The following is a 16,405-nucleotide window of genomic DNA, read 5'->3' as shown; positions in this document are numbered from 1 at the left end:
TGTCAGCCACCTGAGCTGGCGGCCACCACGGTGTAGAAAAGGTAGCCGGTGTACGCAAAGTAAACCGTCACCAGTAATGCGCCATCCACCCGCGAGACCAGCTTGCGCCAGCCGGTCAGGCCGAAGCCCATCAACAGCAGGCCTACGGTGAGCGCCAGCATCAGGGTCCAGTCCCGGTAAAGCACTTCCGGATCCACAGACAAGGGCTGAATGGCAGCGGCCAGGCCAACCACCGCTAGGGTGTTGAAGATGCCCGAGCCAAGGATGTTGCCCAGTATCAGATCGTGTTCATTCTTGCGTACCGCTGCGATGGCCGAGGCCAGTTCCGGTAGCGACGTGCCAATGGCCACAATGGTCAGCCCGATAATCAGATCGCTGACGCCAAGGGTCTGGGCCACGGTGACGGCTCCCCAAACCAGCAACCTGGAACTGACAATAAGCAGAACCAGCCCGATGATCAGCCAGATGATGGCGTGCTTTAGCGGCATGGGATGTTCGATCAGCTCTGCGTCGGCAGCGTTGCCCAGCGGGTCGTCCTTGTTCTTGATGCCCTGGTAGATTGACCAGCCCATTACTGCCGCAAAAACACCCAGTAACACCCAGCCATCCAGTCGCGTTAGTTCACCATCTATTAATTGGGCCCCGGCGATCAGGGTCAATACCACCAGCAGTGGCAGTTCCTTGCGGATAACCTGGGAATGCATGGTAATAGGCGCAATAAGGGCAGTCAGGCCCACAATCAGGGCGATGTTGGTGATGTTGGAACCATAACCGTTCCCCAGGGCCAGGCCGGGATTGCCGTCCACAGCGGCCATGGCCGATACCGCCAGTTCCGGGGCTGAAGTGCCAAAGCCAATAATCACCATGCCAATCAGCAGTGACGGCATGCCCAGATGCTTGGCGGTGGCGGCAGCGCCGTCAACGAATTTATCAGCGCTCCAGACCAGCAAGACAAGACCGGCAAGAATGGCGGCGATTGCCATCAGCATAGATCAGACCTCTATCAGAATGTGGTGTAACTCCGCACTGGGCGGCCGGCGGAGTAGGTGGCGCACAAGATACCTCAAGTCAAGGTTTCAGGTCAGCCCCGACGGAGACGAACTTTTTGATTCCGGCACTGATCCGCACTATCAGGAAAGGGGTATCAGACTAAAGTGGCGCTGATATTGTTAACAAAACGCGCGAAAATCGTGGCAAACCATAATAGTTAGCCCGACACACATCGATTGACAATCGCAATTTATTATTCCGGCAAAAATCGGGATAATGCGCCCAATTTCAGACCGGAGGCACACAGCAGCGCCGTCTACCTCGCGCCCCGCTGGCTTCCGACAGGCCGCTTTCGCTGATCGTGGAGTGGCAACAGGCTCAACACTAGCTAGGGTGAAAACCAATGGCCGTTAGACAGGCAGACGTAGTGCTGGTCGGTGGGGGCGTCATGAGCGCAACCCTCGGCATGATGCTCAGGCAGCTGGACCCGTCACTGGATATCGTCATGGTGGAGCGTTTAGACCACGTTGCCCATGAAAGCACAGACGGATGGAATAACGCAGGTACCGGGCACGCCGGCTACTGCGAACTCAACTACACCCCCGAAACCGAAGATGGCGACGTTGAAATTGCCAGAGCGCTGCAAATCAATGCGCAGTTTGAGGTGTCGCTGCAGTTCTGGTCGTACCTGGTAGAGCAGGGCATTCTGCCAGAGCCTTCTACTTTTATTAACCGCACGCCACACCAGAGCTTTGTCTGGGGCGAGAAAGACGTCGCTTTCCTAAAGCGCCGTTACGAGCGCCTGAAAGAACACCATCTGTTTCGCGAGATGGAATATACCGAGAGCCCAGACGACCTGTCCGAGTGGATGCCGCTGGTGGTCAAGCATCGCGACCCTATGCAGCGTGTGGCCGCGACCCGGGTCAAACATGGTTCTGACGTGGATTTCGGTTCACTGACCCGAAGCATGGTGAAATGGCTGGAAACCCAGCCCAACTTTGAGTTGATGCTCAGTAGCCCGGTGCACTACATCGATCAGCGCGACAATGGCCGCTGGAAACTGCGGGTGAAAAACCAGAAAACCGGCGAACTGACCAAGCTGGAAGCCGGCTTTGTGTTCCTGGGTGCCGGTGGCGGTGCGCTGCCGCTGTTGCAGAAATCCGGCATTGATGAAGCCCGCGGTTACGGCGGCTTCCCGGTCAGTGGCCAGTGGCTGGTGTGCCAGAAGCCGGATATTGTTGAGCAACATGATTCCAAGGTATACGGCAAAGCGCCCATTGGCGCACCGCCGATGTCCGTTCCGCACCTGGATACCCGGATCATCAACGGTGAACCTGCACTTCTGTTCGGGCCGTTCGCTGGTTTTACCACCCGCTTCCTGAAGCAGGGTTCGGTGTTTGATCTGTTCGGTTCCGTTCGCGCGACCAATCTTCGTCCGATGCTCTCGGTGAGCAAAAGCAATATGGATTTGACGCGTTACCTCATTGGTGAAGTGTTCCAGTCCCATGGCGACCGGGTTGAATCTTTGCGCAATTTTTTCCCGGATGCCCGGGAAGATGACTGGAAGCTGCAGATGGCGGGCCAGCGGGTACAGATCATTAAGCAAACGCCTGAGGGCGGGGGCAAGCTGGAGTTCGGTACCGAGATCGTTGCCGCCAAAGACGGCACGCTGGCCGCATTGCTGGGCGCCTCCCCCGGAGCATCAACAGCGGCCAACGCCATGCTGAACGTACTTGAGCGGTGTTTCCCTGAGAAAATGAAGTCGGAACAGTGGCTGGGGCGTATGAAAGAGCTGGTCCCTTCCTACGGACAGTCTCTGGTGAACGACGAGCAACTGCTCGATCGGGTTCGGGAGCGAACCCTGGCAACCCTAAAACTCGGCTGAGCGGACACTTCCGCTAAACGGGTTCGTGGTTCTGCGGGCACTGTGCGACAAGCTGGTGCCCGTTTTTCGTTCTGGCAGAGGTGTTCTGAAAAGTTGCAGTTTACAGTCAATCGGTTCAGTGTAAGAAGACAACCCTGACGAGGAGAGCGCTGTGACCGAACAGAACTATAATCCCGACAAAGGGTATGTCGCCCTGCTGGGCTGGAGCCTGAATGCCGTTGAAGCGGCGGACAAATTTGACCGCCGCTATGTGGTGGTCGCTCCGGATTGGGCAGAACCCTACTGCCAGGAACATAACATTCCTTACGTTCCCTGGAACTTTGAACGCCTCAACGATCGTTCGTTTGAGATCGCCCAGACGCTAAAAGATATGGGGGTAGATGTTGCCATTCCCCTGTTTGAAGAAACCGTAGAGTGGGCCGGCGCCATTAATTCTGTATTGATGGCTAATCCAAGACTGTTCGGGCAGGCCATGCTGTTGCGTGACAAGGCCCTGATGAAGCGGCGCGCCCAGCTCGGTGGCATTCGTGTTGGTATCTTTGAGGAAGCCCACGACCGGGAAGATGTGGTTCGCTTCCTGAAGCGAGTCAACCAGACCCTGCTGAAGCTGGACGGCGATCCCAACGACCCAATCCACCTCAAGGCCTTCGATAAGGCCGGGTGTCTGGGCCATCGGGTTATTCGTACCCCGGATGAAGTGGACACCATTCCTGACGAAGAATTTCCGGTGTTGATGGAATCCCACCTGGATGGCTGGGAGTTTGCCGTGGAGGCCTGGATCCATAATGGCAAGATCTGTTTCCTCAATATTTCCGAATATGTCACTCTTGGTTATTCCGTGTTCGTTCCGGCCACCCCGGACCTGGAGAAATACCGGGCACAGATCACCACGGAAATTGAGAAACTGATCAAAACCTTTGATATCGACTTCGGCTTTGTCCATCCCGAGTATTTTGTAACCAGCGACGGCACCATGTACTTCGGTGAGGTAGCGTATCGTCCGCCGGGCTTCAAAGTGTTCGAGTTGCTTGAGCGTGCTTACGGCTTCAATGCCTATCAGGGACTGATTCTGGCGTTTGACCCGAAAACCACCGACGAGGAAATAAAGTCTTTCTTCCCGAAAGAGGTGGTAGATGCCAAGGGCTACGCCGGCTGTTTCGGGGTGTACCCGCGCCGCCGTGTGGTCAGCCGCCTGGAGATCCCGGAAGAGACCGAGAACCACGATTACTTTGAATCCCATGAGCTGACGCCGCCTGTGGAGGAAACGGTGACCAAGCGAACTGCGTTTGGTACCCATTGGGGCTTGGTGTATTTCTTCGGTGAGGATCCTTATGTTCTACGGGACCTGCTCAAACATCAGGAAGAACTCGATTTCTATGTATAATCGAGGTATGCATTAACGGAAAGGGTTTGATGCAGGCCCTGAGGAACCTCGTTTGAGTGATCACCAACCGGCCAGCCAGGCGTCAGCTGTAAACATCGACAGGCTGGTGCAAAAACTGGACGAGTCCATTGTGGCTCTTGAGGAGAGCCGGCCCTTTGCAAAGGCCGGCAAGCTCCCGAAACTGTTCGATCTTGCACGACGGGTGCTACTTCAGCCTGGAGGCTGTGAGGTGATTGAAGCCCGCTCCCGGCCATTGGAAGAGGCCGGTGTCTTTGTGGGCACCGACTGGGCCGACCCCTCCATTCTTCTGCCTTCTTTGACCACCTATTCCCTGCAAAGCCCGAATGCCGATACGGTGGTGATCGAGGCGCTGAGTGAGCTGCGCCTGTTGGCTGTGGCGCGCGGCGAATACCAACACCCCAGCGTGTCAGCTGAGCAGGCGCATCATTACCTGACCCAGGTGCTGGCCATTAACCTGGGGTTGCTGTTCGGCATGACCGGCGAAGCCGAGCGAGAGCAAGGCAAACTGGCGATCATTGCACAGGAACTGGTCCAGTATGTGGCCCGGCACATCGGTTACGAGCACGTGATCGACAGCCTGATTGAGGAAATCTGGCGCATACTGGAGCAGCGGCCGATCCGTGTCAGTGATGTGCGAAGGATGATTACCCAGATTGCCATTTGCCGGGCCGATCCGACGGTTGATCTCGGCACGGCCGGCCGAGGGGCAGACCGACTGATTTCCAGCTTGTACGGGCCAACGCGGGCGTGTGGCGAAGACCCAGGCATTGCAATCTACCAGCAGCGTCTGGATTCCATGGATGGCGCTGCCTTGCAGAACGAAGCGACCGGGTTTGCCCGTTCAATGCACGATACGGGATTGGTTTCTCCCTACCACGCCGTTTTTATCCGCCATGTTCTGGAGGGCAAGGATTCCCTGCTGAGCGAGGCGTTGGGGCTGTCCAGTACGGGGCGCGACTGTCTGTTGTGTTACCGGGATCTGGTGCACACGCTGATCCAGGAATCCCTGTTCCCAGAAACCGCCCAGGGCCTTTACGGCCTGGCCCTGTTGCTGGAAAGGGGAATTCTTTATCAGCCCCCGGTGGCACCGGCGCTATGGCGCCAGGTACGGCTGACACTGTGCCCGCAAGCCCTTGAACGTTTGCAGTTTGCCTATGGCTATCAGCCTAATCCCTCCGCCTGGCTGATTCAGGGGGTGTTGAACATGCTGGGCCAGCCACTGGGGGTAGGGCAGGGTAACAACCCCACCTGCCAGTCTGCCCGGGCCTTGTCCATGTGGGCTTATAATGATCCGGATTACCTGCTGCAAATGGTGGCCTGGGCTGCCCGGGACAATGAGATTGTCATGCATTTTGAGGGGCGGCCCGTGTCTTCGGCGCAGAGTGCTGGTGGCTTGGCCGCGGAAGTGACTCTGGACCTTGATCCTGTCTCCCTGATCGTGGTGCCACATCTGGACCGGATCTATGCAGAGATGGGGCGGCTGTGTGTCGATCGCGAGGGCGACCCGCATAAATGGGTCAACCCGGAGTTCCATGGCTGGTCCGCCGGCCGGGGTTTTGCCATTAATGTGGATGTGGCCACTGGCAACCTGATCGATCTGGAAGACTTTATCCGCCATTTCTACGCCAGCTACCACCCATATTACAACGGCAACCAGCCGCTGATACACCCTCAGCCGGCCGGTATCGCCGTTACCGACAGCGCAGCCCGCTTTATTGGCTGGCATGCGATCACCATTCTCCGGGTTGCGCTGGACCCGGACAGTGAGATGCGGGTGTATTTCTTTAACCCGAACAACGACAGCGGCCAGAACTGGGGCGACGGTGTGCAGGTCAGCACTTCTGGCTTTGGTGAGCGCTTCGGGGAATCTTCTCTGCCTTTTGAGCAGTTCACTTCTCGCCTGTACATCTACCATTACGACCCACTGGAGCGCGGTGAGCCTGCCGAAGTGAACGACGACGAGCTTGGTCGCGTAATAGACGGAGTGTACCGTAGTTGGGGAGTAGACCGGGTGCCCGCAGACACCCTGCAAGCGGAACCACCGAGAACCGATTGATCCAGAAACTCATTGATCACGAGGGCGAGCATGGCTAAAGAGCAACAACCCGTCGGTAATGGCGCTGAATTGTTCATCCGCGCGCTGGAAAACGAGGGCGTTAAGTACATTTTCGCCGTGCCAGGTGAGGAAAACCTGGCCTTTCTGGATGCCCTCAGGAACTCCAGCATCGAACTGGTGCTCAACCGCCATGAACAGGCCGCAGGCTTTATGGCGGCCACCTACGGGCGGCTTACCGGGCAAGTGGGCGTTTGCCTGTCCACACTTGGCCCAGGCGCCACTAACCTGGTGACCGCCGCTGCTTATGCCCAGTTGGGTGGCATGCCAATGATGATGATCTCAGGGCAGAAGCCGATCAAATCCTCGAAACAGGGCCTGTTCCAGATTCTGGACGTGGTGGACTTGATGCGCCCCCTGACCAAGTACACCCGGCAGATCAGCAATGCCAATACCATTCCCGCGAAAGTCCGGGAGGCCTTCCGTCTTGCTTCTGAAGAGCGCCCAGGGGCCGTTCATCTCGAGTTACCCGAGGACATCGCCGCGGAGCAACCGGCCCGCGACACCCACATCTTCCAGCCCAGTGACGCCCGCCGGCCCTCGGCCAGCCGGAAGAGCCTGGAAATGGCCTGCGACATGCTGCGCGAGGCAAGACACCCACTGATCATGATCGGTGCCGGCGCCAACCGCAAACGGGTATCCCAGGCTTTGCTGCACCTGGTGAACGTAACCGGCATTCCCTTCTTCACCACCCAGATGGGCAAGGGCGTGGTCGACGAACGCCACCCCGGATACCTGGGCAACGCTGCGCTGTCTGCAGGTGACTTTGTGCACTGCGCCATAGACCGGGCGGACCTGGTGATCAACGTGGGCCACGATGTGGTAGAAAAGCCGCCATTTTTTATGACCCCCGGCGGCAAAAAAGTCATCCACGTGAATTTCAGTGCTGCGGATGTCGACCCAGTGTACTTTCCCCAGCATGAGGTGGTCGGCGATATCGCCAACAGCGTCGAGTATCTGGCCGAGCACTGTGGCCAGTGTGCGAACCACGACTTCTCCGGGCTGATGGAAGTCAAAAAGGCCGTGGATGCACATCTTCAGGAACGGGCGGAAGATGGCCGGTTCCCGGTGATCCCCCAGCGGATTGTCCACGATGTGCGCCAGGTGATGCCGGACGACGGCATCATTGCTCTGGACAATGGCATGTACAAGCTGTGGTTTGCCCGCAACTACCCGGCCTACGACAACAACACGGTGCTGCTGGACAACGCCCTGGCATCCATGGGGGCCGGCCTGCCCAGCGGCATGATGGCGGCGATGCTCTACCCGCACCTGAAAGTGATGGCCGTCTGCGGTGATGGTGGTTTCATGATGAACAGCCAGGAACTGGAGACCGCGGCTCGCCTCAAACTTAACCTGGTGGTACTGATCATTAATGACAGCGCCTACGGCATGATCAAGTGGAAGCAGGCACAGGAAGGCTATGCCGATTATGGTCTGGATTACCGCAACCCGGACTTTGTAACCTATGCACAATCGTATGGCGCCAGAGGCCACCGCGTTACCCGGACAGAAGATCTTCGCCCCACCCTGGAAAGTGCCCTGGCCGAAGGCGGTGTCCACCTGGTGGAAGTGCCGGTGGATTACAGTGAGAACCGCCGGGTGTTTGATGAGGAACTGGCGGAACTGACCTGTCGGCTGTGACGCGTGTATGATGCGAGAAAGTATTGTATGCAAGGTGCTGATGAATGATTCGTCTTGGTGTTCGTGGATTTGTGATGGCGCTCGTTGTGCTGGCGATAACCGGCTGCAGCAAGCCTGAAACGCCCCAGGAAGTGGCCGCAGCTTTTTGGCAGGCCATGGCCGACAACCACGCAGGTGACGTGGTGAGATTCTCCACCCTGGACGACACCCGTGACGTTGACGGCTACCAACGAAGCTGGGCCAACGCCGTTCCCTCCTTTGGCCGGGTTGTTATTGATGAGCGCGAGGCAACGATTGTCACCCGGCTGCCGGCGGAGGAACGCTCCGGCGGCGAGCGCCTGGAACTGACCACCTATCTGGTGCGGGAGCAGGGCCAGTGGCTGGTGGACTATCAACGCACTGGAGAGGCCATACTGAACCCATCGCCATTCAGTAACATCATGGGTGAACTGAGTCGGTTGGGGCAGAGACTCGGTGACACCTTTTCCTCTTCAAGTAGCGAGCTTGAAGACAAAATGGCGCAGTTAGCCAGAGACCTGGAAACCTACTCTGACGAGATGAGCCGAAGGGCTGAGAGCGCGATGGAGGATTTTGCCCGGCGATTGCAGGAATCCATGCGCGCCCTTGAGCGCTCGCTTGACGAAGCACTCAAGGATGGTCAACCTGAATCCGCCGAAGATCAGGCCATCATGGAACAGGCCGCCCGGGATCTTGAGCGCCAGGCAGATGAACTGAGCCAGCCCACCATGGAAGCCCTGGCGAGCGCCAGCCGCACCGTTGCGGAAACCGCTGAGCGCTTCAGCCGGCTCAGCCGGGAAACGCTAAACCGGCATCAGGAAGAGCTGAACGAAAAGCTTGCCGAAATGCGGGCCGACGCCGAAGCCTTCATCGAAGACATTCGGCCTTAACTGGCTTGCTCGGCCCCCCTGAGCATCGCCTCCATCAGTTCCTCGGCATCAAACTTGGTGAGCGCCTCGTTGGCACCCACCTGGTTGGCGTAGCTCAGGCTCATCTCACTGTTCAGCGAGGTGTGCAGGATGATGTATGGCTGCTTCAGGGCGTTATTGTCGCGAACATTGAACGTCAGTTCGTAGCCATCCAGCCCAGGCATCTCGATATCGCTGACCAGAATGTCGATCGGCGTGCCGCGCTCATGCTGACTGAGCAGCACCTGCAGGGCATCGTCACCGTTGGTGGTTACATGGTAGGTAATGTCCTTGTTGTCCAGCACATCGCTGAGCTGCTTGCGGGCCACCTGTGAATCATCCACCAGCAGAATGTTCAGGGACCGCAGGGTTTCGCTCTGAACATCTGACAGCACCACCTCGCCGGCGTCCAGGGACTCCGGGTACACCTTCGCCAGCAACAGCTCCACATCCAACAGCTGAATGATGTCGCCCTCCACATCCAGTAGCCCCGTGATGAAGGCATTGGTGCCCAGCGCCTTGGGTGGCGGCATCACACTCTTCCAGTCGGTCTCGATAATCTGCTGAACGCTGCGCACCAGAAAGCCGATCTCCTGGCGCTGAATGTCGGTCACGATGATGGAGCCCTTGGCCTGCTCTTCCTTTGTCAGTGCCGGATAACCAACGGCAGCCGACATATCAATAACAGGAACCGCTGAACCCCGGAACGTCGCAGTGCCAATAACCGCGTGGTGACTGTGGGGCAGCTTGGTCAGACGTTGAAAGGGCAGGATTTCCCGAATCTTGAGCGTACCCAGACCAAAAAGGCGTGATCCGAAAAGGCGGAACAGTAGGAGTTTCTGGGACTGCTTCGCTTTGCTGGACATACAAAAGGATCCTTGCAAACACAAAAGCCCCTTCGGTAAGGAGCCATTCTGTAGAAGTTGGAATTCATCTGTAGCAATAGTAGCAGCTTTGCTGTGATGCAGGGTTTCACTGGTTTGTATCAATTGGTGACAGGGCCGACAAATCAGCCGCCTGCAAAAACGGCATTCCACACATAACCACTCAAAATCCCAGCTGCGTTGACACTTTGTGGACACCTTCAGAGAAATGGGGGGGCAGAACGAAAAAAGCCCCTGGAATCAGGGGCTTTTCTCTTGGAAGTTGGTGGAGACGGCGGGAATTGAACCCGATGCCGCACCTTCTTTAAGCAACACAGAAAACCACAATTCCCATAAAAACCGCGGCTTTCGAAAGTGGATCACCACTGACGAACACACAAAAACACAATCCCGTGGACACTTTGTTGACACTACAGGGAGGCTAAGGTTTATTGGGCCTACACACCAAATTGAAGGCTCAAATGTATACCGTCGGCTCCACATACATCTGAAACGACCTCTACGACATCCTCGGCCTGTCACCTGAACAAAGGGGTGGTGACTGGCTTAACGGTTACCACCGTCACGGTTCCGATTATTACATCTTCTGCAATGTCGGTGTTTCTGGAAGGACTGGGCACGACTATGACAACTACTGGGAAGGTGAGAAGCTAATTTGGCATGGGAAGAACCAATCTCACTTCTCGCGGCCTGCTATCCAAAACCTGGTCTCAGGCGAGTACCGGGTTTTTATCTTCTACAGGGAGCAAGACCGGGCTCCCTTTACCTATGCGGGTGTAGGTACTCCAATACCCCATACTCAAATACAGCGCCCAGCGAGGGGCGATTGGATATTTGGTTCCGATAGCACCGACTAGGCTCCTGTGTTCACTCATGAATACTCCCCGGTGCGAGCTACAGGGAAGGCCAGCGTACCCAGGTGCTAGTGAACCGGTATGAACGTGACCGCAATGCCAGGGACGCCTGTATCCAACACTATGGTCCCCGTTGCACGGTTTGTGCCCTGGAGTTCGAGGCAAGGTATGGAGAAATCGGGAGGGGGTTCATTCACGTTCATCACACTGTCCCCGTCAGTAGGCTAGGCGAGGAATATACCGTCGATCCCATAGAGGACTTGGTTCCGATGTGCCCGAATTGCCATGCGATGTTGCATCGACGAAATCCTCCTTATTCCGTCTCAGAACTGAAATCCGCTTTGGAAGGGAGGCCTAAGCCTCCCTTCCAAACCTAGCCTAGTCGTATATTAACCGAGATGCTTATTTTGACCGGACCGATTATCAGGAGCATGCAGGATAGAGTCAGGAAACCGATTGTGAGTTCAAGGCAGTTCATTTTTCATCCCATTGTGGTGTATTCCTATAACAGACTTTTTCTAATGCGAAAAGCTGGGAAAAATGACCTCCGAAAATCGCAGAAAAATAATGCAAGCCAATAAACCCGCCAATACCCGCCCTGAAATTCGGGTTAGGAAGGCCCTCCACGCCCTGGGATACCGGTTCCGAATTCATCGTAAGGATCTACCGGGGAAACCGGATGTTGTACTTCCCAAGTACAAACTGGTGATCTTTGTACATGGTTGTTTTTGGCACCAACACTCTGGGTGTTATCTCGCATCCAGACCAAAGACCCGTGAGGATTTCTGGAAGGCAAAGTTTGACGCTAACCGATTGAGGGATAAGAAAAATCAGATCGCTCTGGAAGAAGGTGGATGGAGGGTAGAAGCCATCTGGGAGTGCCAAACATTAGATCCTGAGGCTCTAACCCATGCGCTCAGGGAGCTTTTGGCTCTGTGATCCAGGGCCACACCTTTAGTTTGCTGGTATGCTAAATGATTTTGCGCAAAAGGTCCTGAGCAATTCGTTAGAAATCTGTAGAATACGTGCAAATTACTGAAATTCCGCTTCCAAGGAAGGCCCATGTCTAATAAGCCTGTATTCATAGACCTTTTCGCCGGTTGCGGCGGCCTTTCTTTAGGATTGCTCCAGGCGGGCTGGAAGGGACTTTTCGCCATAGAGCGCAGTCCTGATGCCTTCTCAACACTTTGTCACAATTTGGTGGATGGCACTCGATTCGAGTATGACTGGCCAGATTGGTTGCCTAAGACTGATCACGACATCGAAGTATTCCTGCAACAACACCGCGATGATCTAGCGGCACTCGGGGGCAAGGTTGATCTCATTGCTGGTGGCCCTCCATGCCAGGGCTTTTCTCCTGCAGGAAAACGCGATCCCAACGACCCCAGAAACCGCCTTGCTGAGAAATACATAGAGGTTGTAGACCTTGTAAGGCCTAAATTCCTTCTCATGGAAAATGTAAGGGGCTTTAATTCTCCGTTTTCAAAAGCGAATGGAAAGGGGCTTTCCGAACCGTATTCCAAAATTGTGAAGGAGCGGCTTCAAGGAATAGGGTACGACGTTGAGTTTGAGGTGGTTAAAAGTGCGGAGTTTGGCGTCCCCCAACTCCGCCCAAGGTTTATTCTAATTGCATGTCGCACCGATCTGGATATTCACGAAAACCCATTTGTACGACTCAAAAACCGCCGATTTGGTTTTTTAAAGTCTAAGGGGCTTCCTACAACCAAGCCGGTAACTGTTCGGCAAGCTATTTGTGACTTGGAGACTAGCGGTAAGGAGTTGATTGACGCTACGGATAGCTCAATAAAGGGGTTCAAACAAATTGATTACAACTCAGGAAGTAAGCAGTCTTCATCATTCACAAGGTTAATGAGGAAAGGCAGTGGTGGTGGCCATATGCCCAACTGCCTCAGGCTTCCCAGGCACCGCACTGAAATTATCGATAGGTTTTCTGCCATATTGAGGGAGTGCCGGAGGGGGGTAAGCCTAAGTTTGGAGGATCGAGAACGCTATGGCATCAAGAAACATGCAATAACGCCGCTTGATCCCAATCGACCGTCGGCGACTGTTACCACATTGCCGGATGATATCCTTCACTACAATGAGCCCCGAATCCTTACAGCCAGGGAGATGGCTCGAATACAGTCCTTTCCAGATTGGTTTGCATTTTGTGGGCCGTATACAACAGGCGGTAAGCGTCGTAAAGTGACGTGTCCACGTTACACTCAAATTGGAAACGCGGTTCCACCATTATTGGCTAACGCTTTAGCGGAAATGTTGAAAAGCTACTTCGATGATCTAGGGATTCTCCTCAATGAGGAAGACGTAGCATAATGCTTGATCTGCATGGATATTTATGTCTCAAAAGCCAAAAGAACTTAACTTCACTGTTAGCTCCTACCTAAAATCGGTAATTGGCCAGGATCTAATTACTGACGATTTCGTTGCTGTATTCGAACTTGTAAAGAATTCCTACGATGCTGGCGCTACTAGGGTTGATGTCGAGTTCACTGATGAAGGAATCATAATCAGGGATGATGGTAAGGGGATGTCCTATGCCGACATCAAAGATAAGTGGCTATTTGTAGCTTATTCTGCCAAGAGTGACGGGACGGAAGATCAAGGAGATTTAAAACCATACGCGGGGAGTAAAGGGGTTGGGCGGTTCTCAGCAGATCGTCTCGGTCAAAACCTGACTATTTTTACGCGTAAGGCTGGGGAGGATCTTGTTAGTCGACTAGATGTAAATTGGGAGCATTTTGAGAAGAGCTCTAAGAAGCATTTTGTCGAGATCCCTGTCGGATACGAAGAAATACATCCTAAGCTTGTTCCAACTCCTCTTTCCCTCGGTGAACACGGCACTGTTCTCCAAATAAAGCATCCAAGGGGGGAATGGAGCGATGCGAAGCTTATTAAGCTTAAGAGAGAACTGGCAAAGCTAATCAACCCATTTTCTGATCAGTCTAAGTTCACAATTTATTTGTATGCTCCACAGTATTTAGAGCAGGATGAGAAACGTCTAGCGGAAAGTCCGGATGCGCAAGATTCGTTTGACCCGAAAAAAGGAGTGATCAATGGCCCAATCAGCAATTTTGTATTTAAAACGCTGACAGAAAAAACAACGCGTATAGCCGTGAACTTGATTGAAGGTAAATGGCTAGATACTGAACTTGTTGATCGTGGTGAGGTTGTTTTTCATATCCGAGAGGAGATGCCTTTCCCTTCCCTTCTAGGTAGTGATTTTAGTTGCAACATTTACTACTTAAACCGAGCCGCAAAGCAAACATTTGCTCTTAGAGTCGGTATACCTTCAGTTCGTTTTGGGTCCTTATTTTTATTTAGGAATGGCTTTAGGGTATATCCAATTGGTGAGGAGGTTGATGATACTTGGGGCCTAGACCGGAGAAAACAACAAGGCCAATCACGTTATCTTGGTACCCGTGACATCATTGGTCGGGTCGATGTTGTTGGAAATGAGAAGGACTTTAGGGAAGTATCCAGTCGTAATGGAGGATTAGTTGAAACTCCAGCTGTTCAAGATATGCATGAGTGTGTTTGGGAATACTGTATCAAGCGCCTAGAAAAATATGTTGTCGGTGTTACATGGGCCGACAAGTTTGATAAAGATGTCTCTGATCCAAGCCGGGTTTTAAGGGATGCCGGCAGGTCGAGAGTAATTGATGTCGTTTCTAAGATAATTGGATCCAGAGATGTAGAGGTTCTGTCTTATTCACCAAGGTTTTTCGATATTCTGGACCAAAAGTCAGAGCAGTACCGACCTTCCCTTGGAAAACTCCGGAATATTGCTCAAGTATCCGGTGACACAGAGTTGCTTGAGAGAATCGAGCGAGCGGAAAAGCAGTTTGAGGAGATGCGGCGTGCTGAAGCTGATGCGCTTGAGTACGCAGAGAAAACAGAGAAGGCGTTTCAAGAGTCAGAGCGTAAACGAAAGTACGCTGAAGAGCAGTCAGTTGAGATTAAGCAAGCGCTTGATCAAAAAGAGAAAGAAGTTCTTTTCTTACGTTCTCTTTCAACGCTGGATGAGGATCGACTTTTATCTTTTCATCATGAGATTAGGATTGGTTCCAGTACCATTAAATCGTGTGTTAAGCAGTTGAGAAAGATAATCAATAAGCCTCGAGAAATTGATCGGGAGGAGCTTCTAGATTGGCTGGAAAATATAGACGTGGTTAGTAACCAGATTGATACGATCACGAAATTTGCTACGAGGGCAAATTTTACTCTTGACGCTCAACACATAGAAGCAGATCTTGCAGGGTATATGGAGCAATACTTGTCTGAGGTATGTCCTGCGTTTTCCGCGGACGGAGTGCAAGTCAGTGTTAACAATCAGGCTGGGGAGTTTAATAAAACTTTTAAGCCGATAGAGGTTGGTATTGTTTGTGATAATATAGTTAATAATGCTCGGAAAGCGGGCTCTCGTGTTGTTAACGTGGTAATCAGTCGTGATGCCCCAAGAACTCTTAACGTAGAATTTACGGACAAAGGGCATGGCTTCAGAGGCTTCTCTGGCAATATTGATTCGATATTTAACAAAGGGTTCACCACTACAGATGGTTCTGGGCTGGGGCTCTATTATGTCAGGCAGACTATGGAGCAGCTTGGCGGAGCTGCAAGCGTGGAGCGATTAGAAGATGATGGTTTCAAGCTTGTGTTAAGGTTTACCAAATGAACTTAAAGTATAATATATTGTGGTTTGAGGATAATGATCGCTGGTTCAATGTCCATGAACGTATTCTTCATGGCGAACTTGATGACATTGGTTTTGATCTGGTTGTGAAGCGAGAGCTAGACTCCTCAAATGTAAAGGATTTGATCCAAGATAGGCGGTTTGATCTTATTGCTGTCGATCTCAAGTTAGATAACGGAAGTAAAGGTCATGATATTATAGCTGATTTCAGAGCTCATGGCGTTTTTACAGAGGTGGTTTTTTATTCTTCATCAGGACCGCAAGCCGTCAGGAAAAAAATGATTGAGGACGGTAGTCATGTAGATGGGGTGTATTGTATTGATAGGGACGATTTTGAAACGGAGGTTATGAATGTTATTCAGACCACAGTTAAAAAAGTTCAAGACCTAAACAATATGCGTGGCCTTGTGATGGCTGCTTTGGCTGATTATGATGGTGCTTTAAATGAATTTCTTTTGGCGGCCTCTGATCGTCATGGAATTCATGATTTAATTCTGAAAAAGGTGAAAGAGAAAGTTGAGAGTTCATATGAATCGCAGAGAAAAGCTGTCGAGTATTTTAAGAGCCTTGAGAATTTAGAGGAGGCTCTAATAGACCATAATCTGACATCATATGGAAGAATAAGTGTTGTTTTAAGTGTTTTAAAAAGGAGAAAAGGGTGCGAAACGGTAGCCCAGATGAAAGAAGAAATTTTAAGTTTCCAAAATGAGTTGGTTAAAGAGCGTAACTTGTTAGCTCATGTTCGTGAGGATCCTCACGCTTTTCCACCAAAACTTGTTGGCAGAGATGTTGAATATTGTGATGAGGTTTTCAAGAATCGCCGGTTAACTCTTCGAAAACATCTGAAGGTTACTCGTCAGCTACTTGAGCTCATTGACCGTGGTCATTTTGACGGCTCTTTCGATTAGCAGCCCTCTTATCTCATAGGAGATAGAGTTTATTTGATTCGTTTTTAGGTAGAATTCTTCAATTTATTGTTCCCTAAATTTCGTG

Annotated in this window: 12 protein-coding genes; 10 read left to right on the top strand and 2 right to left on the bottom strand. The window is 52.8% G+C overall.

The features are described from left to right. Positions 1–2: 2 nt before the first annotated feature. On the bottom strand, positions 3–989 hold the full coding sequence (locus FIV08_RS16360) for a calcium/sodium antiporter (RefSeq protein WP_172972291.1): 987 nt from the start codon (positions 987–989) through the stop codon (positions 3–5). A gap of 404 nt (positions 990–1,393) precedes the next feature. Between FIV08_RS16360 and mqo the strand changes: the two genes are divergently transcribed. From mqo to FIV08_RS16335, 5 genes are all read left to right on the top strand, one after another. After that, positions 1,394–2,875 carry a malate dehydrogenase (quinone) gene (gene mqo, locus FIV08_RS16355; RefSeq protein ID WP_152439101.1) on the top strand — a complete coding sequence of 494 codons (1,482 nt, stop codon included), beginning with the start codon at positions 1,394–1,396 and terminating at the stop codon, positions 2,873–2,875. 151 nt (positions 2,876–3,026) lie between these two features. Further along, positions 3,027–4,259 (top strand): ATP-grasp domain-containing protein, encoded by a 1,233-nt coding sequence (locus FIV08_RS16350; protein ID WP_152439100.1) that lies wholly within the window; start codon positions 3,027–3,029, stop codon positions 4,257–4,259. Between the two features lie 52 nt (positions 4,260–4,311). Then, a complete protein-coding gene (locus FIV08_RS16345) occupies positions 4,312–6,336 on the top strand; it encodes a hypothetical protein (protein WP_152439099.1) in 2,025 nt (674 codons plus the stop codon). Positions 6,337–6,366: 30 nt separating this feature from the next. Beyond that, positions 6,367–8,037, top strand: a complete 1,671-nt coding sequence (locus tag FIV08_RS16340; protein WP_152439098.1) for an acetolactate synthase large subunit — start codon at positions 6,367–6,369, stop codon at positions 8,035–8,037. A 44-nt stretch (positions 8,038–8,081) separates the two neighbouring features. Further along, positions 8,082–8,945 (top strand): hypothetical protein, encoded by an 864-nt coding sequence (locus FIV08_RS16335; RefSeq protein WP_152439097.1) that lies wholly within the window; start codon positions 8,082–8,084, stop codon positions 8,943–8,945. Here FIV08_RS16335 and FIV08_RS16330 read toward each other — a convergent pair. Beyond that, a complete protein-coding gene (locus tag FIV08_RS16330; RefSeq protein ID WP_152439096.1) occupies positions 8,942–9,829 on the bottom strand; it encodes a chemotaxis protein in 888 nt (295 codons plus the stop codon). The genes FIV08_RS16335 and FIV08_RS16330 overlap by 4 nt on opposite strands. Before the next feature lie 937 nt (positions 9,830–10,766). On the opposite strand from FIV08_RS16330, the gene FIV08_RS19995 reads away from it, so the two are divergent. From FIV08_RS19995 to FIV08_RS16305, 5 genes are all read left to right on the top strand, one after another. Then, the gene (locus tag FIV08_RS19995; RefSeq protein ID WP_416376897.1) at positions 10,767–11,078 is read left to right on the top strand and encodes an HNH endonuclease; all 312 of its coding nucleotides are present in this window, start codon (positions 10,767–10,769) and stop codon (positions 11,076–11,078) included. Between the two features lie 163 nt (positions 11,079–11,241). Beyond that, positions 11,242–11,640: a very short patch repair endonuclease gene (locus tag FIV08_RS16320; RefSeq protein ID WP_152439095.1), complete on the top strand. Its 399-nt coding sequence runs from the start codon at positions 11,242–11,244 to the stop codon at positions 11,638–11,640. Between the two features lie 123 nt (positions 11,641–11,763). After that, entirely contained in the window at positions 11,764–13,035 is a 1,272-nt protein-coding gene (locus tag FIV08_RS16315) for a DNA cytosine methyltransferase (RefSeq protein ID WP_152439094.1), read from the top strand. Positions 13,036–13,057: 22 nt separating this feature from the next. Next, positions 13,058–15,394, top strand: coding sequence for a sensor histidine kinase (locus FIV08_RS16310; RefSeq protein WP_152439093.1), 2,337 nt, complete (start codon positions 13,058–13,060; stop codon positions 15,392–15,394). Further along, complete coding sequence (locus tag FIV08_RS16305; RefSeq protein ID WP_152439092.1) at positions 15,391–16,320, top strand: hypothetical protein; 930 nt, start codon at positions 15,391–15,393, stop codon at positions 16,318–16,320. The genes FIV08_RS16310 and FIV08_RS16305 overlap by 4 nt, the downstream gene beginning before the upstream one ends. Positions 16,321–16,405: the final 85 nt, after the last annotated feature.

Source organism: Marinobacter sp. THAF197a (genome assembly GCF_009363275.1).
In the GTDB taxonomy this organism is placed as follows: Bacteria; Pseudomonadota; Gammaproteobacteria; order Pseudomonadales; family Oleiphilaceae; genus Marinobacter.
Note: the sequence above shows the minus strand (reverse complement) of the source record. Positions and strands in the feature narration are given on the sequence as shown.